This is a genomic window from Jejubacter calystegiae (assembly GCF_005671395.1).
Lineage (GTDB): Bacteria > Pseudomonadota > Gammaproteobacteria > Enterobacterales > Enterobacteriaceae > Jejubacter > Jejubacter calystegiae.
Map to the genome: position 1 here is coordinate 3580854 of NZ_CP040428.1, position 23800 is coordinate 3604653.

At 57.3% G+C, this 23800-nt stretch carries 19 protein-coding genes; 6 read left to right on the forward strand and 13 right to left on the reverse strand.

Features of this window, described 5'->3' with window-relative positions; all coding sequences use genetic code 11:
* Positions 1–192: 192 nt before the first annotated feature.
* Both tyrS and pdxY read left to right on the forward strand, forming a co-directional pair.
* Positions 193–1467, forward strand: coding sequence for a tyrosine--tRNA ligase (gene tyrS / locus FEM41_RS16530; RefSeq protein WP_168198874.1), 1275 nt, complete (start codon positions 193–195; stop codon positions 1465–1467).
* Positions 1468–1605: 138 nt separating this feature from the next.
* On the forward strand, positions 1606–2466 hold the full coding sequence (gene pdxY, locus FEM41_RS16535; protein WP_138097295.1) for a pyridoxal kinase PdxY: 861 nt from the start codon (positions 1606–1608) through the stop codon (positions 2464–2466).
* Positions 2467–2503: 37 nt separating this feature from the next.
* Here pdxY and gstA read toward each other — a convergent pair whose 3' ends face one another.
* The 10 genes from gstA to FEM41_RS16585 form a co-directional block, all read right to left on the reverse strand.
* Positions 2504–3112, reverse strand: a complete 609-nt coding sequence (gene gstA, locus FEM41_RS16540; protein ID WP_138097296.1) for a glutathione transferase GstA — start codon at positions 3110–3112, stop codon at positions 2504–2506.
* A 112-nt stretch (positions 3113–3224) separates the two neighbouring features.
* Positions 3225–4727, reverse strand: coding sequence for a dipeptide/tripeptide permease DtpA (gene dtpA, locus FEM41_RS16545; protein ID WP_138097297.1), 1503 nt, complete (start codon positions 4725–4727; stop codon positions 3225–3227).
* A 585-nt stretch (positions 4728–5312) separates the two neighbouring features.
* The gene (gene nth / locus FEM41_RS16550) at positions 5313–5948 is read right to left on the reverse strand and encodes an endonuclease III (protein ID WP_138097298.1); all 636 of its coding nucleotides are present in this window, start codon (positions 5946–5948) and stop codon (positions 5313–5315) included.
* Positions 5945–6637 (reverse strand): electron transport complex subunit E, encoded by a 693-nt coding sequence (locus FEM41_RS16555; RefSeq protein ID WP_138097299.1) that lies wholly within the window; start codon positions 6635–6637, stop codon positions 5945–5947. The genes nth and FEM41_RS16555 overlap by 4 nt, the downstream gene beginning before the upstream one ends.
* Entirely contained in the window at positions 6630–7259 is a 630-nt protein-coding gene (gene rsxG / locus FEM41_RS16560; RefSeq protein ID WP_138097300.1) for an electron transport complex subunit RsxG, read from the reverse strand. The genes FEM41_RS16555 and rsxG overlap by 8 nt, the downstream gene beginning before the upstream one ends.
* Positions 7260–7268: 9 nt before the next feature.
* On the reverse strand, positions 7269–8318 hold the full coding sequence (rsxD, locus tag FEM41_RS16565; RefSeq protein WP_138097301.1) for an electron transport complex subunit RsxD: 1050 nt from the start codon (positions 8316–8318) through the stop codon (positions 7269–7271).
* Entirely contained in the window at positions 8319–10526 is a 2208-nt protein-coding gene (gene rsxC, locus FEM41_RS16570) for an electron transport complex subunit RsxC (protein WP_138097302.1), read from the reverse strand. It abuts the gene before it with no gap.
* Positions 10519–11097, reverse strand: a complete 579-nt coding sequence (rsxB, locus tag FEM41_RS16575; RefSeq protein ID WP_138097303.1) for an electron transport complex subunit RsxB — start codon at positions 11095–11097, stop codon at positions 10519–10521. The genes rsxC and rsxB overlap by 8 nt, the downstream gene beginning before the upstream one ends.
* A complete protein-coding gene (rsxA, locus tag FEM41_RS16580) occupies positions 11097–11678 on the reverse strand; it encodes an electron transport complex subunit RsxA (protein ID WP_138097304.1) in 582 nt (193 codons plus the stop codon). The genes rsxB and rsxA overlap by 1 nt, the downstream gene beginning before the upstream one ends.
* A gap of 79 nt (positions 11679–11757) precedes the next feature.
* Positions 11758–12198, reverse strand: a complete 441-nt coding sequence (locus FEM41_RS16585) for a DUF2569 domain-containing protein (RefSeq protein WP_138097305.1) — start codon at positions 12196–12198, stop codon at positions 11758–11760.
* A 392-nt stretch (positions 12199–12590) separates the two neighbouring features.
* Between FEM41_RS16585 and FEM41_RS16590 the strand changes: the two genes are divergently transcribed.
* Together FEM41_RS16590 and FEM41_RS16595 are read left to right on the forward strand one after the other, a co-directional pair.
* Complete coding sequence (locus tag FEM41_RS16590; RefSeq protein ID WP_138097306.1) at positions 12591–13631, forward strand: oxidoreductase; 1041 nt, start codon at positions 12591–12593, stop codon at positions 13629–13631.
* 94 nt (positions 13632–13725) lie between these two features.
* Positions 13726–14712, forward strand: a complete 987-nt coding sequence (locus FEM41_RS16595; RefSeq protein WP_138097307.1) for a bile acid:sodium symporter family protein — start codon at positions 13726–13728, stop codon at positions 14710–14712.
* Between the two features lie 15 nt (positions 14713–14727).
* On the opposite strand, the gene add is transcribed toward FEM41_RS16595, so the two are convergent.
* The 3 genes from add to malX form a co-directional block, all read right to left on the reverse strand.
* Positions 14728–15729, reverse strand: coding sequence for an adenosine deaminase (add, locus tag FEM41_RS16600; protein WP_138097308.1), 1002 nt, complete (start codon positions 15727–15729; stop codon positions 14728–14730).
* Positions 15730–16365: 636 nt separating this feature from the next.
* Positions 16366–17541 carry a MalY/PatB family protein gene (locus FEM41_RS16605; protein ID WP_138097309.1) on the reverse strand — a complete coding sequence of 392 codons (1176 nt, stop codon included), beginning with the start codon at positions 17539–17541 and terminating at the stop codon, positions 16366–16368.
* A 46-nt stretch (positions 17542–17587) separates the two neighbouring features.
* Positions 17588–19183, reverse strand: a complete 1596-nt coding sequence (gene malX, locus FEM41_RS16610; RefSeq protein ID WP_138097310.1) for a maltose/glucose-specific PTS transporter subunit IIBC — start codon at positions 19181–19183, stop codon at positions 17588–17590.
* 158 nt (positions 19184–19341) lie between these two features.
* On the opposite strand from malX, the gene malI reads away from it, so the two are divergent.
* Together malI and FEM41_RS16620 are read left to right on the forward strand one after the other, a co-directional pair.
* The gene (malI, locus tag FEM41_RS16615) at positions 19342–20376 is read left to right on the forward strand and encodes a Mal regulon transcriptional regulator MalI (protein ID WP_138097311.1); all 1035 of its coding nucleotides are present in this window, start codon (positions 19342–19344) and stop codon (positions 20374–20376) included.
* A gap of 305 nt (positions 20377–20681) precedes the next feature.
* A complete protein-coding gene (locus tag FEM41_RS16620) occupies positions 20682–23636 on the forward strand; it encodes an Ig-like domain-containing protein (protein ID WP_168198815.1) in 2955 nt (984 codons plus the stop codon).
* Positions 23637–23800: the final 164 nt, after the last annotated feature.

Below are 23800 nucleotides of genomic sequence, written 5' to 3' on the forward strand. Positions count from 1 at the left end.
TCATTCTTCAAGCTGCAGGTGTGTTGGCTGCGCTCGCTCACCCCGGTCACATAGTACGGCTATGCTCCCGGGGATTCGCTCCCTTGCCGCCTTCCTGCCACTTGAATTATTTTGGGTAATAACACTCTTTTTTCGCAACCCATGCGAAAAGCCGTGTACCGGCAAAGGTGCAGTCGTATTTACATGGAGAATTTGATGGCAAGCAATCTGATTCAGCAATTGCAAGAGCGGGGCCTGGTGGCCCAGGTGACGGATGAGGAAGCGTTAGCAGAGCGACTGGCGCAGGGGCCAATCGCACTCTATTGCGGCTTCGATCCCACCGCCGACAGCTTGCATTTGGGCCATCTGGTTCCGTTACTCTGCCTCAAGCGCTTCCAGCAGGCTGGTCATAAGCCCGTTGCGCTGGTGGGCGGGGCCACCGGGCTTATCGGCGACCCCAGCTTTAAAGCGGTCGAACGCAAATTAAACACCGAAGAGACGGTGCAGGAGTGGGTTGAGAAAATCCGCCGCCAGGTCGCGCCTTTCCTGGACTTCGAAAAGGGCGATAACGCCGCTATTGCCGCTAACAACTATGACTGGTTCGGCAGCATGAGCGTGCTGACTTTCCTGCGCGATATCGGTAAACACTTCTCTGTTAACCAGATGATTAACAAAGAAGCGGTGAAGCAACGTCTTAACCGCGACGACGTGGGGATCTCCTTCACCGAGTTCGCCTACAACCTGTTACAGGGTTACGATTTTGCCTGTCTGAACGAGCGCCACGACGTGGTGCTGCAGATTGGTGGCTCCGACCAGTGGGGTAACATCGTCTCTGGTATCGATCTGACCCGCCGACTGCATCAGAAACAGGCCTTCGGTCTGACGGTGCCTCTGATCACCAAATCCGACGGTACCAAGTTCGGTAAGACCGAAGGCGGCGCGGTATGGCTGGATCCGAAAAAGACCAGCCCGTATAAGTTCTATCAGTTCTGGATTAATACCGCAGACGCTGACGTATACCGCTTCCTGAAGTTCTTCACCTTCTTGAGCATTGAAGAGATCAATGCGCTGGAAGAGGAAGATAAAAATAGCGGTGCCGCGCCGCGCGCCCAGTACGTACTGGCCGAAGAAGTGACCCGTCTGGTGCACGGCGAGCAGGGACTGGTTGCCGCCGAGCGTATCACCCGCAGCCTGTTTAACGGCAATCTGGGCGACCTGACCGAAGAGGATTTCGCTCAGCTGGCGCAGGACGGCGTGCCGATGATTGAACTGGAAAAGAACGCCGATCTGCAGCAGGCGCTGGTGGATTCCGAGCTTCAGCCGTCCCGTGGCCAGGCGCGTAAAACCATCGCCCAGAACGCTATCACCATTAACGGTGAAAAGCAGAGCGACCCGGAATATACCTTCAGCGACGTTGACCGCCTGTTCGGGCGCTATACGCTGCTGCGCCGTGGCAAGAAAAACTACTGCCTGGTATGCTGGAAGTAACTGCAAGTATAACGATGAGCAACACCGGTGTCGTAAAACCCCGCGTTTGCGGCGCCCGTTGACGATTGAAAGGCGTGGGACTGTCCCACGCCTTTTTGTATTTATGGCAGGTAAAAAAACACTCCCCGGATTCACACTATGAAAAATATTCTCGCTATCCAGTCCCACGTGGTGTTTGGCCATGCGGGCAACAGCGCCGCGGAATTTCCCATGCGTCGCCTGGGCTCCAATGTCTGGCCGCTCAATACCGTTCAGTTCTCTAACCATACTCAGTACGGGCAGTGGACAGGTTGTGTGATGCCGCCCGAGCATCTGAGTGAAATCGTTCAGGGTATCGAGAATATCGGCCAGTTGAAGCGCTGTGACGCCGTGCTGAGCGGCTACCTGGGATCGGCGGAGCAGGGCGAGCATATCCTGCGTATCGTGCGTCAGGTAAAGGCGGCGAATCCTCAGGCGGTGTGGTTTTGCGATCCGGTGATGGGCCATCCGGAAAAAGGCTGTATCGTCGCGCCCGGCGTAGCGGAATTTCATGCCCGCTACTCGTTGCCAGCCTGCGATATGATTGCCCCGAATCTGCTGGAACTGGAGATGTTAAGCGGTGACAATGTCACATCGGTGGAACAGGCGGTCGCAGCGGCACGCAAGCTGGTCAGTCAGGGACCGAAAATTGTGCTGGTGAAACACCTGGCCCGCGCCGGTCGCGATCCTCATGGCTTTGAGATGCTGCTGGTTACCGCCGGCGAAGCCTGGCATATCAGTCGTCCGCTGGTAGACTTCGGCGAGCGTCAGCCGGTTGGGGTGGGCGATGTCACCAGCGGTCTGATGCTGGTAAAACTGTTACAGGGCGCGGCCCTGAAGGCAGGGCTGGAACACGTGACTGCGGCGGTATACGGTTTGATGCAGGTCACGAAGCGCATGGAAGAGTATGAACTGCAGGTGGTGGCTGCTCAGGATGAGATTGCGGCGCCGTCCGAATGGTTTAATGCCGTCGCGCTATAGGTAACAAGGCCGCTCCGGGGGTAAGAGCGGCGCTTTCTCAGGCGCTGGCTTTTTCCGCTGCCAGCGCGGCCTTCACGGATTCGCGCTCGCTCATCCGCTGCATAAAGCCTTCAATATTGCTAAGCCCCGTCAGATCCAGCTTCAGCGCCTGGGCCCAGCGCAGTACGGTAAACAGATAGGCGTCTGCCACCGTAAAGCGTTGACCCATCAGCCATGTTTTCTCCTTCAGTGAGGCATCCACATAGCCAAATTTTTCTTCCAGCGCCTGACGCGCCAGTGGCTTGTAATCTTCCGGGGTGTTTGGACGGAACAGCGGCGTAAAGCCCTTGTGCAGCTCGGTGGCGATATAATTCAGCCATGCCAGGGTCTGGTAGCGTTTCACGCTGCCGACAGGCGCCAGCAGCTGCCGGTCGGCCACCTTATCCGCCAGATACTGCACGATAGCCACGCCTTCGGTCAGAATGGTGCCGTCGTCCAGCTCCAGCGCCGGTACCTGGCCTTTGGGGTTAATGTCGTAGAAGCTGGACCCGCCTTCTGTCTGCTTTGCGGCAAGATCTACCTTCACCAGGGTGAAGTCCATCCCGGTTTCGCGTAGCACGATATGGGGGGAGAGAGAGCAGGCGCCGGCTTTGTAAAACAGTTTCATCGGTCACTCCTTAGGTGAACGGCCTGAAAGATAACCTATGTTAGTGCGCTGCCGGATAAAAAAAAAGCCGCTGGCGTGACGCCAGCGGCTTTCTGATCAAAACAGGGTGCTATCAGGCAGTGGCCTGCTCGGTCTGTTTAGCCTCTTCGCTGTCCTGAGTCATGCGGTTCAGCAGGGGCGCTGCCAGCATCATCAGGGCGGCGATAATGGCGGTGACCACACCAATCTGCAGGAACACGCGGCCATACACCTCCAGGGAAACCAGCGGGTCGGTCACGTTTTCCGGAACCGCCATCAGGTTAGCAACTTTACCCGCGATAATGGCGGCGCCCGCCGTGGTCAGGAACCAGCTACCCATAATGAAACCCATCAGGCGCTGAGGAACCAGCTGCGCCACCATGGCAAGGCCCAGGCCAGAGATCATCAGCTCGCCGATACTCTGCAGCGCATAGCTCAGAATCAGCCAGTTAACGGAAACAATACCGGCCTCGGTCGCGAACTTCGTACCCAGCGGCAGTACCAGGAAAGCCCCGGAGCACAGCACCATACCGATGGCGAATTTGTGCGGCATCGGCAGGCGATCACCCATCTTGTTATAGATAGCGGCCAGAATCGGGCTGGCGACCATGATCCAGAACGGGTTCAGGGCCTGATACTGTTCCGGCTCGAAGGCGATGCCCAGAATGGAGTGCTCAACGTTGCGAATCGCAAAGAAGTTCAGAGAGGTCGGCATCTGGCTGTAGAGTACGAAGAAGACAACCGCCTGCAGCATCAGGACAAAGGCGACGATCATACGGCGACGCGCGGTGCCGTGCATAGAGAAGGTCTCTTTGGCAAAGATCAGGACGATGCCCAGCGCGATAACGCCCAGCGCGATACGTGCGATCCCCTGGTTATGCAGCAGCCAGGTGGCGATAGCCACCAGCACCACAACACCCGCCAGCGTCGCCAGCAGTTTGCCGAAATGCAGCGGTTCGAAGTCCGGTTTGGAACCGTACTGCTTTACCCAGCCGCGGCAGAACAGGAAGTTGACCACGGTTATCAGCATACCCACTACGCTCAGCGCAAAGGCCACGCTCCAGCCGAATTCTGCGGCCAGCCACGGCGTCGCCAGCATTGAGAAGAACGAACCGATATTGATCGCCATGTAGTACATGGTGAAGGCGCCGTCGAGACGCGGGTCGTCTTTGTCATAGCAGGTAGAAAGCAGGGCGGAGGGGTTAGCCTTAAACAGGCCGTTACCCACGGCGATAGTCGCCATACCGGCATAGACCACGGCGGCATCATGGCCGGACCAGGCGACCAGAGCGTAACCCAGCGCCAGAACGATGGCGCCCAGCAGAATGACGCGTTTGGTACCCAGTACTTTGTCACCCAGCCAGCCGCCAATAGCGACCAGGCCATAGACCAGCGCGCTGAAAGAGGAGAAAAGCGTGATGGAGTCGCCTTCGGACATACCCAGCTGGCGGACCAGGTAGACCGCCATAATCCCCTGAAGGCCGTAGTATCCGAAACGTTCCCATAATTCGATAGAAAAGATGAGATAGAAAGATTTCGGTTGCTTAAAAGCGTTCAGGCTAACGCTTTCTGCTGGTTTTTTGTTTGCAGTTGACACATATACCTCTTTTTTTAATCTCCGATTTAACGAAGAAGCCATTCGCGTATTTCCGCTTTGCGGTTGCGCTTTTTCTTATATTGGGAGGGAAAACGGGAGGTAATGTTCCCTATCCTGAGGCATCAGGCAAGGCTTTTGACACACCTTGTTACACATGCCCTTAATGGAATAAAGCTCGGCTACCATGAATGTTATTCAGCGTTAAATTTTATGAAATGGCAGTTGGTTGTATTTTTATCTTATTTTCCGCGCATTTTTGTATCTTGTGGTGATATGTCCTGGTGTTAAAGCGTAAAGATGGTGTATCAGACCATCTTTTTGGAAAAGTCTGGTTATATCTGTCGCTATCAAATAATAATCACTAATAATAGCAATGAGTTACCTGTCCAAAAAGAACATAAATTTAACAATATGTTATCAGTGTGATCTCAGTCACGAATCTATAGAAAATTGCTAATGAAAAAAAACAATCTACCACCTGAAGTGGTTTTTCACGGGATCGCGCCGGTCAGTGCTTCGTCGATAACAGAATCTTTTGGGAATGGCGATGCAGGAGAGTACCCCCCATGAAAGAGGGGGTAAGCGTCAGGGATACACTTTTTCTTTAAATTCACAGAGATCTTCGATCAGGCAGGAGCCACAGCGCGGTTTGCGGGCAATGCAGGTGTAGCGGCCATGAAGAATCAACCAGTGGTGGCAGTCCACTTTAAATTCTGTGGGCACCACCTTCAGCAGTTTCTCTTCCACCTGCTCAACGTTTTTGCCCGGCGCAAAACCGGTACGGTTACAGACCCGGAAAATATGGGTATCGACGGCGATGGTCGGCCAGCCAAAAGCGGTGTTCAGCACCACATTGGCGGTCTTGCGGCCCACCCCAGGCAGCGCCTCCAACGCGGCGCGATCCTCCGGCACTTCGCCGCCGTGCAGGTCGATCAGCAGACGGCAGGTTTTAATCACGTTCTCTGCCTTGCTGTTAAACAGCCCAATGGTCTTGATGTACCCTTTGACGCCGTCCACTCCCAACGCCAGCATGGTATGGGGCGTGTTTGCGCGTGGAAACAGCTTTGCGGTGGCCTTATTGACGCTAACATCCGTGGCCTGGGCCGAAAGCAGTACCGCAATCAGCAGTTCGAAGGGGGAGCTGAAGTTGAGCTCCGTGGTCGGGTGGGGATTGTTGTCCTGCAGGCGGGTCAAAATCTCCAGCCGTTTCGCTTTGTTCATGAGGCTTTCTCCGGGGTCCCTGGAATCGCCGCGCCGGAAGCCTGAGCACGGCGCGCCTTCATTTTCTCGTCAATAAGATACTTGGCAGCCAGTAACAGGCCCAGCCCGATAAAGGCGCCGGGCGGTAGCATCGCCAGCAGGAAGGGGCTATCCATATGGAAGACCTCCACCCGCAATACCCGGGCCCAGTCGCCCAGCAGCGCGTCGGCGCCGTCGAACAGGGTTCCGTTACCCAGAATTTCGCGCAGCGCGCCCAGCACAAACATCGCACTGGTGGCGCCCAGGCCGATGGCCAGACCGTCCAGCGCCGAATGGAAGACGCCGTTACGGGCGGCGAAGGCCTCGGCACGGCCCACCACGATGCAGTTGGTGACAATCAGCGGGATAAAGATCCCCAGCGACTGATACAGGCCAAAGGCGAAGGCGTTGATCAACATCTGTACCACGCTCACCACCGAAGCGATAATCATCACATAGATGGGAATACGCACCGCGGGCGGCATCCAGCGTCGCAGCGCGGATACCGACGTATTGGTGAGCGTCAGCACCAGGGTGGTGGCCAGCCCCAGCCCCAGAGCGTTGGTGGCGGTGGAGGTAACGGCCAGCAGCGGGCACAGCCCCAGCAGCTGCACCAGCGCTGAGTTATTTTTCCACAGCCCGTCGGCAAAGATCTGTTTGATATTACTCATGGCTCTCTCCGCAGGTGGATAACTGGTCAAGCCGCGCCGGTAGCGTTTCGGCAAACAGCCCCGCGCGTTTTACGGCATTCACTATGGCGCGTGGGGTAATGGTGGCGCCGGTAAACTGATCGAACTGGCCGCCATCCTTTTTCACCGCCCAGCGGGGATCCCCGGCGCCTTCAATCTTCCGATCGCTAAAGCCGGTGATCCAGTCGCTACGGCTAAGCTCTATCTTATCACCCAGTCCCGGCGTTTCATGGTGTTCGGTTACCCGGGTGCCAAGAACGGTGCCGCTAAAATCAGCGCCGACCAGTAGCTGAATGGCGCCGGAGTATCCGTCCGGCGCCGTGGCTTCCATGATAACCCCTACTGGCTGTCCGCCTTTACGCGCTACATACAGGCGGTGCTCGCCGGCGCCGAGCTGCGGGTCGCTAATCAGATAACAGCTCTGCTGCGGGTCGTTATCGTAGCGCTCCGGGGGAATGACCTGGTCGAACAACTGTTTCTGCTGGCTTGCGCTTTGTCTGGCAATAGTGGTTTTGGTCAGTTGGTTGACGACCGCCGTCAGGCCGGTTGTCAGCGCGGCAAACAGCGCCAGGGTGACGCCATGTTTCTGTATGGTCTTCAGCATAGCGACTCCTTAGCGGTGACCATAAACCCTGGGGCGGGTGTAGTGATCGATTAACGGCACGGTAATATTGGCCAGCAGTACGGCGAAGGCCACGCCATCCGGATAACCGCCCCAGGTGCGGATCAGCCAGACCAGCAGCCCCGCCAGCGCACCGAACAGCAGGCGGCCACGGTTGGTGGTGGAAGCGGTCACCGGATCCGTCAGGATAAAAAAGGCGCCAAGCATAGTGGCTCCGGAAAACAGGTGTATCAGCGGCGAGGCGCAGCTCTCTGGGGCAAACCACCAGCCCAGGGTAGAGCACACCAGCAGCGACGCCAGAAAGGCCAGCGGAATGTGCCAGCGGATGGCGTTACGCCACAGCAGGAACAGACCGCCTGCCAGATAAGCAAGGTTGACCCACTGCCAGCCCACGCCCGCCAGCAGGCCACCGTAGATCGGCGTCTGAAGCAGGTTTTCCGCGCTCTGTCCGGCGTGCAGGCCGGTCTTAAAGGTATCCAGCGGCGTGGCCTGGCTAATGCCGTCGATACCCATACGCAGGGCGTTCATCGTCAGACCGTCCGGGGTCTGGCCGCGAAAAATCACGCTTAGCGCGTCGACGAGCCCGGGAACCGAAGCGGCCAGGCTCTGGGGCGGCAACCAACTGGTCATCTGAACCGGGAAGGAGATAAGCAGCACGACATAGCCAATCATCGCCGGGTTAAACGGATTGTTGCCCAGGCCGCCATAGAGCTGTTTAGCAATGATCACGGCAAATACGGTGCCGAGTACCACTATCCACCAGGGGGCCAGCGGCGGAACGCTAATGCCCAGCAGCAGACCGGTCAGCAGGGCCGAATTATCCCCGAGAATGGCGGAGGACTGATGACGGAGTCTGATGACCAACGCTTCGGCTGAGACCGCAGCAGCAGCGGCCAGTATCAACTGGATAAGGGTTCCCCAGCCGAAGAACCAGAGCTGTGTAGCGATCCCCGGGATACAGGCCAGAATAACCAGCATCATTATGCGCGAGGTCTGGCGCTGGTTGTGGGTATAGGGGGAGCTTGCGATTCTGAAAACCATTTATTCCTCGTGGACCACTTGCTGCTGTGCGGCTTTACGTGCTTTAACCCGGGCGATAGCGGCTTCTACCGCGGCCTTGCGCGGATCGGCGGCGGGCTGTTCAGCCGCGCTCTCCTCAGCCTGTTCCGGCTGAGCCTGATTCTGCGTGGCCTTGCGGGCTTCGGCGCGGGCGATAGCGGCTTCTACCGCGGCCTTACGCGGATCGGCGGCGGGCTGTTCAGCCGCGCTCTCCTCAGCCTGTTCCGGCTGGGCCTGATTCTGCGCGGCCTTGCGGGCTTTGGCGCGGGCGATAGCGGCTTCTACCGCGGCCTTACGCGGATCGGCGGCGGGCTGTTCAGCCGCGCTCTCCTCGGTTTGTTCCGGCTGGGCCTGATTCTGCGCGGCCTTGCGGGCTTTGGCGCGGGCGATAGCGGCTTCTACCGCGGCCTTACGCGGATCGGCGGCGGGCTGTTCAGCCGCGCTCTCCTCGGTTTGTTCCGGCTGGGCCTGATTCTGCGCGGCCTTGCGGGCTTTGGCGCGGGCGATAGCGGCTTCCACCGCGGCCTTACGCGGATCGGCATCAGCGGCGGCAGGGGCTTCGTTTTGCTGCGCTTTACGTGCCCTGGCTTCGGCTTTGCGGGCTTCTCGCGCGGCGATAACGCTGCTGTTATCCGGTTGGGTGCCAGCCTGAACTTCCACCGGCTGTGCGGCATCGGCTTTTTTTGCCTTCACCCGGGCCAGCGCGGCCTGGATAGCGTCTTTATCGCCAGTGGAGGGCTGTGCCGCGGCCTGCTTATGGCGATCCTTACGGGCCGCTTTTTCACGCTCAAGGCGCTGCTGGCGCGCCTCAAAGCGCGCTTTTGCCTCGGCGGCGCGTCGGGCTTCATCGGCGATGGCGCGGATTTCCGCTTTTTCCTGACGGAAGTACTGTACCAGCGGAATATCGCTGGGGCAGACCCAGGCGCAGGCGCCGCATTCAATGCAGTCGGACAGATGGTGCGCCGTGGCTTTATCGTGCTGCTGTCCCTTACTGAACCAGTAGAGCTGCTGGGGCAGCAGATCGGCAGGGCAGGCATCGGCGCAGGCGCTGCAGCGAATACAATTTTGTTCGGGGCGTTCCTCGCCCATCTCACTGGCGGAGGGAGCCAGCAGGCAGTTGGTGATCTTGACCACTGGCGCTGACAGCGAGGGCAGAGTAAAGCCCATCAGCGGGCCGCCCATAATTACCATCGGCTTCTGACTGGCGCGAAAACCGGCAAAATCCAGCAGATGCTGCACCGGAGTACCCAGCCGCGCCCAGACGTTACCAGGGCGCTCTACTGCTTCGCCGGTCAGAGTGACTACGCGCTCAGTCAGCGGCTCGCCGTCAATCACCGCGCGTTTCACCGCATAAGCGGTCCCGACGTTCTGCATCAGTACGCCGATATCAGACGAACGTCCGCCGTGGGGAACCTGGTGTCCGGTCAGTATCTGGGTAAGCTGTTTGGCACCGCCGGAAGGATATTTGGTGGGGATCACCCGCAGTTGAATATCGTGGGCATCCGCCAGTACCGCGCGCAGCATCGAAATGGCCTGAGGCTTGTTATCCTCAATACCGATCAGGGTTTCGCGCGGTTGCAGAATATGGGCCAGAATGCGGATACCTTCGACGATCTGCGCGGCGCAATCCTGCATCAGACGGTCATCGGCGGTGATATAGGGTTCGCATTCAGCGGCGTTAATGATCAGGGTTTTAATCGCCTCTCCGCCGCCCTGTAGTTTGACGCCGGTAGGGAAGCCCGCACCGCCCAGCCCGGCGACGCCGAACCGGTGGATTCGGGCGATTAGCGCCTCCCGGCTCTGGTGCCGATAGTCGCTCCAGCCTTCCAGTGGGATCCAGCGATCCTCGCCATCGGCTTCGATGACGATGGCGGGCTCCATCAGTCCAGAAGGATGGGCGGCAACATGGGGCTCAATGGCCGTCACGGTGCCCGAGGTCGGCGCGTGCACCGGTAGCATACGGCCATTGCCCCGGGTTAACGGCTGGCCGCGCAGCACGCTGTCACCCACGGCGACGCATAGTTCGCCCTGCTGGCCGATATGCTGCTTCAGCGGAATCACCAGCCGTGACGGTAGCGGCACCTGACGTAGCGGGGCGCCGCTGGACTGGGTTTTCATTTCCGGGGGATGAATCCCGCCGTGGAAATCCCAGATTTTCTCTTTTCTGAAGGCGGAAAATAACTTAAGCATGTTGTTCTGTCGGAATCACGCGCACCGGAATGGTGTTCAAATCCCATTTCCAGTTATCGGGCGTAGTGGGGGCCGGAAGCAGCTCAATGCAGTGCGTGGGGCAGGGATCGACGCACAGGTTACAGCCGGTGCACAGGTCGCTGACCACGGTGTGCATGGCGCGGGTGGCGCCGACAATGGCGTCCACCGGGCAGGCCTGAATGCACTTGGTACAGCCGATACAGTTGTTCTCATCAATGACCGCCAGCATACGTACCGGCTGGGCGGCTTCGTCATCGCCGTCAATGGGTTGGGGATCCACATTCAGCAGCGTAGCTATCTTGTTCATAACCGCTTCGCCACCGGGAGCGCAGCGGTTAATATTCTCGCCGTTATTACCGACCGCTTCCGCGTAAGGGCGGCAGCCGGGATAGCCGCACTGTCCGCACTGGCTCTGGGGAAGAAGTTCGTCAATTTTATCGACTATCGGATCTTCTTCCACCGCAAAGCGACGCGAGGCGTAGCCCAGTAGCAGGCCGAACACCAGGGCCAGCAGGGTCAGAACCAGAACGGCAATCGCGATCATACTCATCAGAATTTTACCAGACCGCTAAAGCCCATAAAGGCAAGAGACATCAGTCCTGCGGTGATTAGCGCAATGGCGTTGCCTTTAAAGGGCAGCGGCACGTTAGCCACCGCCAGACGTTCGCGAATCGAGGCGAACAGCACCATCACCAGCGAAAAGCCTACGGCGGCTGAAAAGCCATACAGGGCGGACTGCAGGAAGCTGTGATTCAGGTTGATGCTCAGCAGCGCCACTCCCAGCACCGCGCAGTTGGTGGTGATCAGCGGCAGGAAGATGCCGAGCAGACGGTACAGGGCCGGGCTGGTTTTACGCACCACCATTTCGGTGAACTGCACCACGACGGCGATCACCAGAATAAATGACATGGTGCGCAGGTAGAGCAGATCCAGAGGGACCAGTACAAAAGTGTTAATTAGCCACGAGCAGACGGTGGCCAGGGTCATTACGAACGTGGTCGCCAGTCCCATGCCAATCGCCGTCTCCAGCTTTTTCGATACCCCCATAAACGGGCACAGGCCAAGGAACTTCACCAGAACGAAGTTATTGACCAGAACGGTACCGATAAACAAAAGCAGATAGTCAGCCATGATTCGACCTGAATTAAAAAAAGCCGCCTATTATCGGCCAAATGACCGATAGCGACAACCGCAACTCTGTGGGGTTATTTTATGGATTAACAAATGTGTTTTTTACCCGGGCGGAGCGCCGGAAGCAGGGCGCAAGTATCGCGGCTGCGAGCAGCGGGAACAGCAACTGGCGCAGCGCCAGTTCATCGCTAATGGGTGAAAACGCAAAACTCTTCAGCGCCAGCAGCACGCCAATCAGGAGCCAGACAATATAGTGTTTACGCACCAGCCCGCGCCGCTTAAAGAAGGCGATGGCCAGCCACAGCGTATAACACCACATCACCAGGGTGCTGAACAGCGACAGATACCAGAGAGAGATCTGACCGCCGCTATGCAGACGGATGGCCTGATGCGCATCAGCAGAGATCAAAACCATCGCATACAGCGCCAGCGCGACCCCGGTGCTGAGCAGCGTCAGCAATAGCCAGGCGAGGGGAATATAGAGCCAGCCTCCGATACGCGGTGCCTGAGTGATGGTCATTTTTCCTCCGGAAATCATAGACAACAGCGGCGCCGGAATACGACGCCGCGGGGATTATAAGCCAATTCCTGGAAAATACTACCAGGCCTGCTCCGGGAAGCGCCAGACCGGTTCGGGTAACTGACCAGAATTGAACAGAGCAACGCCGGGAGGCGAGCGGCTACGCAATGGAGACTCATGATCTCGCGGGTATCTTGTAACCTGTAATTCAAATGGTTAGAAAATTTTTCACAACTCTCTATTTTATTGATTTTTAAGTTTCAATACGTTGCTGTAACGGATATGGCGGTGCTGTCCGGAGCGCTAAAATACGCAGTCTGGCGGCTCAGCGGTTGAGGCGTTGCAGTGAATGGTGTGAAATGGCCGGGTCCACCAACGGGAGAGAATCTGTAATGAGTGACACTATCCGAGTCGGATTAATGGGTTATGGCTACGCCAGTAAGACCTTCCACGCGCCGCTAATTGCCGGTACCGTCGGCATGACCCTGGCGGCAATCTCCAGCAGCGATGAAGCCAAAGTGCAGGCCGACTGGCCATCAACGCCAGTGGTTGCCACACCCCAGGCGCTGTTTAACGATCCGCAGATTGATGTAGTCGTTATCCCGACACCCAATGATACCCATTATCCACTGGCAAAGGCCGCCCTTGAGGCTGGTAAGCATGTGGTGGTGGATAAACCTTTTACGGTGACACTGTCACAGGCCCGCGAGCTGGAGTCTCTGGCTAAAAGTCGCGGACTGCTGCTTTCGGTGTTCCACAACCGCCGCTGGGACAGCGACTTCCTGACGCTGAAAAAGCTGATTGAAGAGGGCTCTCTGGGGGAAGTGGCCTATATGGAGTCGCACTTCGATCGCTTCCGTCCGCAGGTGCGCGATCGCTGGCGTGAACAGGCTGGCGTAGGCAGCGGCATCTGGTACGATCTGGGGCCGCATCTTCTGGACCAGGCGCTGGTGCTGTTTGGCCTGCCGGTCAGCATGACGGTCGATCTGGCGCAATTACGCCCTGGTGCGCAGACCACGGACTATTTCCACGCGGTGTTGCACTATCCGCAGCGGCGGGTGGTGCTGCATGCCTCGATGCTGGCGGCGGCGGAGTCGGCGCGCTATATCGTGCACGGCACCCGTGGCAGCTACGTAAAATGGGGACTGGACCCCCAGGAAGATCGCCTGAAGGTCGGCGAGCGTCCGCCGCTGGAAGACTGGGGCTACGATATGCGTGACGGAACTCTGACACTGGCCCAGGGCGACCTGATGGCCGAACAGTCGTTGCTGACGGTACCCGGCAACTATCCCGCTTACTATGCCGCCATTCGCGATGCGCTGAATGGACAGGGGGAAAACCCGGTTCCGGCCAGCCAGGCGATTCGGGTCATGGAGCTGATTGAACTTGGCATCGATTCCGCCCGACATCGTTCCACCCTCAGCCTGATCTAAGCCCGCCACAGATTCGGGGGCGGCGTCCCGCTGCCCTCGCTTTTCCCGCCGCTATTGCTACAATCGCCCGAATGAATAACAACAAGGACTTACGATGGGCTGGTTACAGCGTCTGAAAATCGATCGCTTTTTAGTGGTCATGATTGGGGTGGTGGTGATTGCTTCTCTGTTCCCTGCTCAGGGGCAGATTCAAAACGGTTTTGAGATGCTGACCACGGCGGCGATTGCGCTGCTGTTTTTTATGCACGGCGCTAAGCTGTCGCGTGAGGCGATTGTTGCCGGTGCCGGACACTGGCGGCTGCACCTGGTGGTGTTCCTGAGCACCTTCGTGCTGTTTCCGCTACTGGGGCTGGCGATGAATCTGCTGCCCCCGACCATTCTGCCCCCGCCGCTGGTACTGGGGTTCCTCTATTTATGTGCGCTGCCTGCTACCGTGCAGTCGGCCATCGCCTTTACCTCGGTGGCTGGGGGCAACGTGGCGGCGGCGGTGTGTAGCGCTTCGGCATCCAGTATTCTGGGGATTTTTCTGTCGCCGGTGCTGGTGGGGATGTTGATACATACCCAGCAGGGGGATACCGATACGCTGCACGCCATTGGCAAAATCGTGCTGCAACTGATGGTGCCCTTTGTGGTGGGGCATCTGGCGCGGCCACTGATTGGCGGCTGGGTCGATCGCCATCGTCGCCTGATCAATCTGACCGACCGTTCGTCGATCCTGCTGGTGGTTTACGTGGCCTTTAGCGAAGCGGTGAGCGAAGGGATCTGGCACCAGGTTACCGGTTATGCGCTACTGTGGGTGTTGATCTGTTCGCTGGTGCTGCTGGTGGTGGTACTGGTGGTTAATACCCTGGCGGCGCGGTTGTTTGGTTTTAACACCGAAGATGAAATTACCATTGTGTTTTGTGGTTCGAAGAAGAGTCTGGCCAATGGCGTGCCGATGGCGAATGTGCTGTTTCCGGCCGCCAGCGTGGGAATGATGGTACTGCCGCTGATGATTTTTCACCAGATTCAACTGATGGTGTGCGCCGTGCTGGCGCAGCGCTACGCCCGGCGCCTGAAGCAGAACCAGCCCGACCGTTAAGCCGGGCAGTGAGGGTCAGGCTGCGGCGACTTTAGCGCGCAGTGCCTGTTTTTCGGCGTCGCTCAGGAAGGCGATAGTCAGGCCGTTCTGCTGGGCCTGGCGAGCCTGGGCGGCGCTGAGCCCGGCCAGGGGAGCCGCCTGCAGATATTCGTGGCGGATCTCCACCCCCTGAACGGCGGGGTCGTCGGTGTTGATGGTCGCCAGAATGCCGCTATCCAGGAAACGCGCCAGCGGATGCTGTGCCAGGCTCGGTACGGTACTGGTCTGAATATTCGAAGTCAGGCAGGACTCAATGCCTATCTGATGTTCAGCCAGATAATCCATCAGCGCGGCATCCTCTACGGCCCGCACGCCGTGACCGATACGTTCGGCGCCCAGCTCGCGAATCGCCTGCCAGATGCTTTCCGGCCCGACGGCTTCGCCAGCGTGCACCGTAATGCGCCAGCCTGCGTCGCGGGCGCGACGGAAGTGATCCACGAACAGCTGGCCGGGGAAGCCGCGCTCATCGCCCGCCAGATCCAGCGCGGTAATGCGATCGCGGTGGCTCAGCAGTCCTTCCAGCTCCTCTTCACAGGCGGCCTCGCCAAAGGTGCGACTCAGAATACCGATCAGCCGGGCTTCGACCCCGTAGTCGCGACAGCCCTGGCGCACGCCGTCGATAACCGCTTCCACGACGCCGGCCACCGACAGGTGATGGGTCATCGCCATATAGCGCGGCGAAAAGCGCAGTTCCACATAATGAAGCCCCTGGCGGGCGGCATCTTCCACATTTTCCCTGGCCACCCGGCGGCAGGCCTCCAGCGAGCCGAGGACTTTCACGCCCCAGTCCAGCTTCGCCAGGAAACTTACCAGATCCGGCTGGGTTTCAGTGACCTGGACATGAGGGCGCAGCGCTTCCAGCGAATCGGCGGGCAGGGCCAGATTGAACTCGCGGCCAAGCTCGAGAATGGTTTCGGCGCGAATGTTGCCGTCGAGGTGGCGATGCAGGTCGGTTAACGGGAGGGAGGAGTCAATCATGGTCGCACTCTTTAGTCTGCTTTACGGTGCGCTACAGTATAAGGGTTTAGGGTGAAATCGACATCCGCTACCCGGCAAAATCTGACTCGCCAATGGCGAAAATGGTTGAATAACCAGCAAGATACTAATTAATAAAGACATTTAACATATATTTAATACTAAAATCATGGAAAAATCTTAGTTGGGTTGTTATATTGCCTGCAGGCCATCATTCCAGGTACATCCTGTCTGGTGGCACTGCAGTCGCGCCGTTCCGGCGCATCCGACAACGGAGCCAGGTTCTCTCAGGCTTCGTATCGCACTGGAATATCAACTAAATTAACATGGATTCGTCGGCGCTCCCGTCTAAAGACGGGGCGGAAATGGTCTGCCCATGTGTTGGGACACAACGCCCGCAGGTCACGGTGAGACCAGCCAATGACCTTCGCCGTATATAGCCGCCTCTTTTGCCAGCCTTCGGGCTGGTTTTTTATTGGCAAAAAAGTGCCGACCTGCATGACACAGGTCGGCTAATGAAAAGGGTTTGGCATGTAACAGAGGTTGTGTCGAACCTCGGGAGTATCATGCCAGAACGGGCGTATGAGTGTGGCTACTTGTTAAGATTTCCCTTAAAGAAAAGTAATGATTTGTCTTCCATCACAGTAGCGACGTTATACCCGCAATCAGCCGCGTGACGCCTTGCTCCAGTTTGACCCGCGGACAGCCGACATTCAGGCGCAGAAAACCGGCGCCTTCGGGGCCATAAGTGTCACCGGGCATAATGGCGACCTTTTGCTGACCGATCAGCCTCTCCTGTAGTGCCGCATCGTCAAGCCCCAGCGGGCGCAGATCCAGCCAGGCCAGATAGGTCGCCTGGGGCACAGACCAGTTAAGCGCGGGGAAGGCGTTATTTAAGGTGTCAGATACCCAGCGCAGATTTCCCATCAGATATTCACGCAGGGCATCCAGCCAGGGCGCGCCTTCGCGATAGGCGGCGATATGGGCGACCAGCGCCAGCACGGCGGGGGAAGAGAGGCCGTCGCGACTCTTCAGCGCCGTCAGATAATGCTCCCGTGCGTTATCCCCGGCGATAATGCCCCAGGCGCCGGTCAGGGCCGGAATATTAAAGCTCTTGGACGCCGAACTGAGCAGCGCCCAGTCTCCGCGGCCCGCCACCTGACACCACGGAATGTGTTGCGCACCATTCCAGGTCATATCCATATGAATTTCATCGCTGATAACGCGCACCCCATGGCGCTCGCACAGCTGCGCCATCTGTTCCAGCTCCTGACGCCGCCACACTTTGCCGGTAGGGTTATGGGGGCTGCACAGCAGCATCAGGGTACAGCGGTCGCGCGCCAGCAGTTGCTCCAGCTCCGCCATATCGCACTGCCATTCACCCTGGTTCAGGCGCAGCGGCGCGCTCAGTACCTGGCGCTGATTGCCTTCAACCGTTTTATAAAAGGCGTCGTAGGCTGGGGTATGAATCAACACCTCATCCCCCTCGCGACTCCACTGACGGATAAGCTGGGAAACCATATAGATAACCGACGGTCCGTAGACGAGCTGCTGTGGCGCTACCTGGCTTGCGAAGCGGCTGGACATCCAGTATTGGATGGCGCCGGTGAAGTCGGGCTGTTGCCAGCGGCTGTAGCCCAGCACGCCGTGATTCAGGCGCTGCTGCATCGCTTCCAGGATACAGGGGGCGGTGGGGAAATCCATATCGGAGATGGTAAATGGCAGCAGATCGTCAGTACCGAAGCGGTCGGCGACGTAGTCCCACTGGGTGCACCAGGTGCCGTGACGATCGACGGGCTGTGAAAAATCGAACATATAACCTCTGAAACGGATGGCCCCTTCGTGTGAAGGGGCGAGAATATCAGGCTTCAACGCTGTTCATCAGCGTCTGTAGCTCATCTTTAACCGACTGGACCTGGGTGCCGATCACCACCTGCAGACTGTGCTGATTTAGCTGCACCACGCCAATAGCGCGCAGAGCCTTCAGAGCGTCGCTATTGACCAGACTCATATCCTTTACCGACAGACGCAGGCGGGTGATGCAGTTGTCCAGAGAGGTAATATTGTCGGCGCCGCCCAGTGCGGCCAGGATAGCCGGGCTGTCGTAGCCTGACTTGCCGGTGACGGCAGCCGGAACCTGGGACGCGTCAGCGCTAACGCTTTCAATATCGCGGCCCGGCGTTCTGATATTAAAGCGCTGAATCGCGAAGCGGAAGATCAGGTAGTAAGCCACAAACCAGACGGCGGCTACCACCGGTACCAGATACCATTTCGTCGACAGGCCGTGCAGGATACCGAACACCACAAAGTCGATGACATTACCGTCGGTGTTGCCGATGGTCACCCCCAGTACCGCCATGACGGTAAAGCCCAGACCGGTGAGCAGGGCGTGGATCAGATAGAGGACAGGGGCCACAAACAGGAACAGAAACTCCAGCGGTTCGGTAGTGCCGCCCACGGTGCAGGCGATAACGCCGGAAATCAACAGCCCTTTGATCTTATGACGATTTTCCGGGCGGGCACAGTGATACATCGCCAGCGCGGCGCCGGGCAGGCCGCCAAGGAAGGCCGGCATTTTCCCCTGGGAGAGGAAGCGGGTGGCGCTTTCGGCAAAACCGCGGTTTTCAGGGCAGCTCAACTGGGCCTGGAAGATAGTCAGGGCGCCGCTGACGCTGTGGCCGCAGACGTCCATGGTGCCGCCCGCGTCGGTAAAGCGAATTAGCGCCACCAGAATGTGCTGTAACCCAAAGGGCAGCAGCAGGCGTTCGCCGGTGCCAAAGATCATCGGGCCGAAATCTCCGGCGCTGTTGATCATATATCCCAGACCGTTAATACCTGCCGCGAACACCGACCAGATCAGTGGAATCACCAGCCCCACCACGCCCATCACCAGGGTGGTGATAATAGGCACAAAGCGGGCGCCGCCGAAGAAGGCCAGGGCATCCGGCAGGCGGATATTGTGAAAGCGTTCATGCAGCATCCAGACGATAATGCCAGCGATAACCGCCCCGAGGATCCCGGTATCGATAGAGGCGATTCCGAGGGTGTCGCGAATATTATTGGCCTTGAGCAGCGCCGGATCGCTGGTGGGCAGAATCCCTTTGGCCGTCAGCCAGAAATTAACGGCAAGATTCATCACCACAAAGCCGACGAAGCCCGAGAAAGCCGCCACGCCTTTATTTTCCCGGGCCAGCCCCAGCGGAATAGCGATACAGAACATCACCGGCAGGAAGGTAAAAGCGAAAGAGCCCACTTTTGCCATCCAGGTGAACACCAGCTGTAGCACCGGCGTGTCGAGCGCCGGGATAAGCGTAGTGACATCGTGGCTGCTTAATGAACTGCCGATGCCCAGCATAATGCCGCAAAACGACAGTAACGCCACCGGCAGCATAAAGGTTTTACCGAGGTTCTGGAAAAACTCCCAGAGCGTAATTTTTTGAGTTTGACTGGCCGCCATACACGACTCCCTGCACGCAAATAGGTGATATTTGCCGCGCAGGATAAAACGTTTTACTTAAGTTTATTGCAGCGGCGATCTCATAAGGCGATCGACTGCAAGGAATTTGAATCTCATTTTAGGTAAAACGTTTTAACGATCACAAACACAGAGCGATTATGACACTGCATAAAAGGGTCACCATTACCGATGTTGCCGTGGCGGCAGGGGTTTCCGTCAGTACGGTGTCGCTGGTATTAAGCGGCAAGGGGCGTATTTCGGCTGCGACCGGCGATCGGGTTAATGCCGCTATCGAACGTTTGGGTTTTGTACGTAACCGTCAGGCGGCGGCGCTGCGCGGCGGTCAGAGCGGCACCATTGGTCTAATCGTGCGCGATCCCGGCGCGCCATTCTATGCCGGTCTGCTTGCCGGGCTAATCGAGGAGCTGGAGCGGCAGGGGCGGATGGTGCTGCTGGCACCGGGCGGGCGCGATGGGCACAGCCTTGTTCGCAGCGCTGAAAGCCTGCTGGAGCAGGGGGTGGACGGTATCGTGATTGCCGGATATCCGAACTCTGATGGCACACTGCGCGAACGGGCTAATCGGGCGGGAATTCCGCTGGTTTATGCCGATCGTGCCAGCCATCCTGACACGCCCGATATGGTCAGCCCGGATAATATGCAGGCTGCACGGTTGCTGACAGAACATCTGATCGGCAAAGGGCATCAGCGTATCGCCTGGCTTGGCGGACGTAGCGACTCGCTGACCCGGGCCGAGCTACTGGGGGGATTTTGTGCCACGCTGCTGCGCTACGGGCTGCCGTTTCACAGCGACCAGGTGATGGAGTGCGAATCCGGGCTTCAGCCTGCTTCGGATGCGTTGGTAACGCTGCTGCGGCGCAGTGCGGGGATCACAGCGGTGGTTTGCCACGACGTTCGCGTGGCGACCGGCGCCTGGTTTGGCCTGCAGCGGGTGGGGAAAAGCAGCGGTGTGGGGGGGCTGGAAAGCTATTATGAAAGCCACATCGAACTGGCTGCCTTTGCCTATGTGCCGGAAGAATCGCTGGAAGCGTTGCCGGTGACCTGGGTGACCACGCCCGCCTGTGAAATCGGGCGCGCCGCCGCATGGTGGATTGTGCAAATGGGAAGCGGTGCGGGATCGGACGTTTTGGGGCATATGGAGATTCCGGGGCGGTTGGCTATGGCGGTAATATAATTCCCGCATATCGTAAATTATTTTATAGCGGTTGCGATATGAATAAATAACGAGTAAACCTGTATCGGGTGAAATTGTCTGTTGAATGGATCTTTTAATAAATCAAAAACATTTTTCTGAATATAATCAGAAAGGCGTTATCTGGCTATATTCCTCCTGGGGAAAGGCATTTCTGCCTTTATTTGTTCGGGTTTATTTCTGAAAAAAGTCATTTCTATAATTTATCGTATTATTTTGATGCTGGTTTTATATTATCCGCAATGGGTTGATGTTACGGCCTATTAACTATGCTTATGGGGAATTACATGATAAAAACAAGCAATCTGCGAGATATTCTGGGTGCTGCATCGGACGCCTACTCTTCGGAGTATCTCCAGTCTCTGGATATTGTACGCGGTGCCGAATTGGCGCCGACGGTAACGCCAGCAGAGCCTGGTGTGGTCAATATTGACACAGCCACTGATAATACCGGTAGCCAGCAGGGCAATATTGCCAATGGCGGGCTGACCGATGATTTGACGCCGACGATCGGCGGTCATATTGATTCCGCTGAAGGTCTGGCCATTCGTATCTTTATCAACACCCAGTATGCCGGAACGGCGGTGGTGGATGCGAATGGTGACTGGTCCTTCACGCCGGGGCAGCCGCTTGAAGTCAATCATGAGTATATTTTTCAGACGGTTATCAAGGATCCGGGCGGTGATTCGCTGCTGGTTTCCCTGCCTTATACTATTTACACCGTCCCGACGGATTACGATGTGGTTATCGATAGACCGGTGATCGATGCGGCGACGGATAATGCCGGTACGATTGTGGGTGAGGTATATTCCGGTGGCGCGTCTGATGATACGACGCCGACCTTTCATGGCAGCGCGGATGCGAATGCGGTGGTGCGTATTTACGACGGCGCAACGCTGTTAGGCTCGGTGCAGGCAAACGGCAGCGGTGCATGGAGCTTCACGCCGCTAACGCCGCTGAGCGGGGACGGAACGCACAATATCACGGTCAGAGCCTCGTTCAATTCCGGTCAGGAAGCAACGTCGGATACCTTTGAGTATATTCTGGATACCCGGGGGCCGGGCTCGCTGGCCATTACCGGCGCCTATGACGACGTGGGCAGCGTGACGGGCAATGTTCCTGACGGTGGCGTGACGGATGACAAACTGTTGACACTGAGCGGTACCGCAGAAGCGGGCTGCATGGTGACCATTCATCTGTCTGTTAACGATGGGCAATACACGAAGAATTATATAACGCAGGCGGACAGCAATGGATACTGGACATACAATATGGAGAGTAACCCCTATCCGTCCACAGAGGGGACCATGGTCTTCACTGCCACTGCCACGGATAACGTGGGCAATACCAGCACCAGTGCGCCCTATACGGTGAATCTGGTAGGCAGCAACGAGGACAATCCCTCAGTACCGGATGCGCCGTTGATTTATAACTATTACGATGATGTGGGCGCATCGCAGGGGGTTGACGGGAATGGGGGAACGACGGATGACACCACCCCGACCCTGAATGGTCGGGCGGAAGCCAACAGCGTGGTGAGAGTCTACGATGGTGGTACGCTGCTGGGGTCGACCATCGCCAATAGCAGCGGTTTGTGGAGTTTTACGCCGTCGACGCTCGGCGATGGCAGACACACCTTCACCGCCACGGCGACCGATGCGGCGGGCCATATCAGCGCGCAGTCAGGCGGTTTTGTGATTAATATCTATGCCGCTGACACAACAGCGCCGGATGCCCCCGTGATTAGTAACTACTATGATGATGTGGGGCCGTCGCAGGGATATGACGGGAATGGGGGAACGACGGATGACACCACCCCGACCCTGAATGGTCGGGCGGAAGCCAACAGCGTGGTGAGAGTCTACGATGGTGGTACGCTGCTGGGGTCGACCATCGCCAATAGCAGCGGTTTGTGGAGTTTTACGCCGTCGACGCTCGGCGATGGCAGACACACCTTCACCGCCACGGCGACCGATGCGGCGGGCCATATCAGCGCGCAGTCAGGCGGTTTTGTGATTAATATCTATGCCGCTGACACAACAGCGCCGGATACCCCCGTGATTAGTAACTACTATGATGATGTGGGGCCGTCGCAGGGATATGACGGGAACGGGGGAACGACGGATGATACCACCCCGACCCTGAACGGTCGGGCGGAAGCCAACAGCGTGGTGAGAGTCTATGAAGGTAGTACGCTGCTGGGGTCGACCATCGCCAATAGCAGCGGGGAGTGGAGCTTTACGCCGTCGACGCTCGGCGATGGCAGACACACCTTCACCGCCACGGCGACCGATGCGGCGGGCCATGTCAGCGCGCAGTCGGGCGGTTTTGTGGTCAACGTACAGACCTCATCGTCATCGTTTACAGAGGACTTTAACTGTGCGGGAACGGTGCATTTTGGGAACTGTGGCGTTTATCATTTGAACCATTTTGATGTCAAAGTGTATAACGCTGGTAGCTGTTTCTATTCACCCGGATTTAATCATTATCAGCCAGCCGTATCACAAAAACCGGGCAGCAATGCGATGATTTTTGGCAATGGCACGACGGTAACGCTGCATATGGACCATGCATTATCGAGCCTCTCGTTCCAGCTCGGCGATCTTACGACGTCGGAATGCTTCCAGGTTTCTTATCTGAATGAACGGGGGCAGTTACTGGCCACGGAAACCTACGGCAAAGCATCGGGTTTGTTGACGACGGTATCTTATACGGCAACAGGAGGGGAGCATATTGCTACCGTACAGATGTCTCTCACCAATAGTCACTGGTGGGCCAGCAATAGCATGACATATACGTGGGTCGATAATATTGTCGGCCACTATGCGCCATCTGCATGTGCACAGACTTTTTCGTCCGTGGTTTCACCATTGATGCAGACAACGACATCGCCCGATCAGGAATCGAACGGACATTCAGAGGTTTCATTATCTCAGGTAATCCAGAATAACCATCACGCTGATTTAACTAATCACATGGAAGATAAGCTGCAGCTGACGCTGAATGATATTCTCAGTGAGGCGCATCCCAATCTGTTTGTGGGGGATGGAAACCAGCAGCTGGCAATCACGGGTGATAAAGGTGATGTGGTGGAGCTGAAGGTGGAAGACCTGTCTCACAATGAATGGCAGGATGTCGGCCAGGTTGTGACCGGTGGGATTCAGTATGAGATTTACCAGCATGCTGCTTCAAGTGTGGAGCTGCTTGTTCAACATGGTGTGGAGCTGCATCAGGTAGCGTAACAGAGACTCAATATTCATATACCGTAACTGTCTTATGGCGGTTACGGCATAGATCATGGATAAATCTTTGTTGTATGAAATTATCTGACGAAATGGAAATTAATAAATCAAAGACGCTTTAATGATATAGTCGAATATGTTTTTCTGGCTGATTGCTTTTCGTC

Bases quoted from the DNA above. Each gene is read 5' to 3' on its own strand.
- pdxY (WP_138097295.1), top strand. From the start codon at position 1,606: ATGAAAAATATTCTCGCTATCCAGTCCCACGTGGTGTTTGGCCATGCG.
- gstA (WP_138097296.1), bottom strand. From the start codon at position 3,112: ATGAAACTGTTTTACAAAGCCGGCGCCTGCTCTCTCTCCCCCCATATC.
- nth (WP_138097298.1), bottom strand. From the start codon at position 5,948: ATGAACAAAGCGAAACGGCTGGAGATTTTGACCCGCCTGCAGGACAAC.
- FEM41_RS16555 (WP_138097299.1), bottom strand. From the start codon at position 6,637: ATGAGTAATATCAAACAGATCTTTGCCGACGGGCTGTGGAAAAATAAC.
- rsxG (WP_138097300.1), bottom strand. From the start codon at position 7,259: ATGCTGAAGACCATACAGAAACATGGCGTCACCCTGGCGCTGTTTGCC.
- rsxD (WP_138097301.1), bottom strand. From the start codon at position 8,318: ATGGTTTTCAGAATCGCAAGCTCCCCCTATACCCACAACCAGCGCCAG.
- rsxC (WP_138097302.1), bottom strand. From the start codon at position 10,526: ATGCTTAAGTTATTTTCCGCCTTCAGAAAAGAGAAAATCTGGGATTTC.
- rsxB (WP_138097303.1), bottom strand. From the start codon at position 11,097: ATGAGTATGATCGCGATTGCCGTTCTGGTTCTGACCCTGCTGGCCCTG.
- rsxA (WP_138097304.1), bottom strand. From the start codon at position 11,678: ATGGCTGACTATCTGCTTTTGTTTATCGGTACCGTTCTGGTCAATAAC.
- FEM41_RS16585 (WP_138097305.1), bottom strand. From the start codon at position 12,198: ATGACCATCACTCAGGCACCGCGTATCGGAGGCTGGCTCTATATTCCC.
- FEM41_RS16590 (WP_138097306.1), top strand. From the start codon at position 12,591: ATGAGTGACACTATCCGAGTCGGATTAATGGGTTATGGCTACGCCAGT.
- FEM41_RS16595 (WP_138097307.1), top strand. From the start codon at position 13,726: ATGGGCTGGTTACAGCGTCTGAAAATCGATCGCTTTTTAGTGGTCATG.
- add (WP_138097308.1), bottom strand. From the start codon at position 15,729: ATGATTGACTCCTCCCTCCCGTTAACCGACCTGCATCGCCACCTCGAC.
- FEM41_RS16605 (WP_138097309.1), bottom strand. From the start codon at position 17,541: ATGTTCGATTTTTCACAGCCCGTCGATCGTCACGGCACCTGGTGCACC.
- malX (WP_138097310.1), bottom strand. From the start codon at position 19,183: ATGGCGGCCAGTCAAACTCAAAAAATTACGCTCTGGGAGTTTTTCCAG.
- malI (WP_138097311.1), top strand. From the start codon at position 19,342: ATGACACTGCATAAAAGGGTCACCATTACCGATGTTGCCGTGGCGGCA.
- FEM41_RS16620 (WP_168198815.1), top strand. From the start codon at position 20,682: ATGATAAAAACAAGCAATCTGCGAGATATTCTGGGTGCTGCATCGGAC.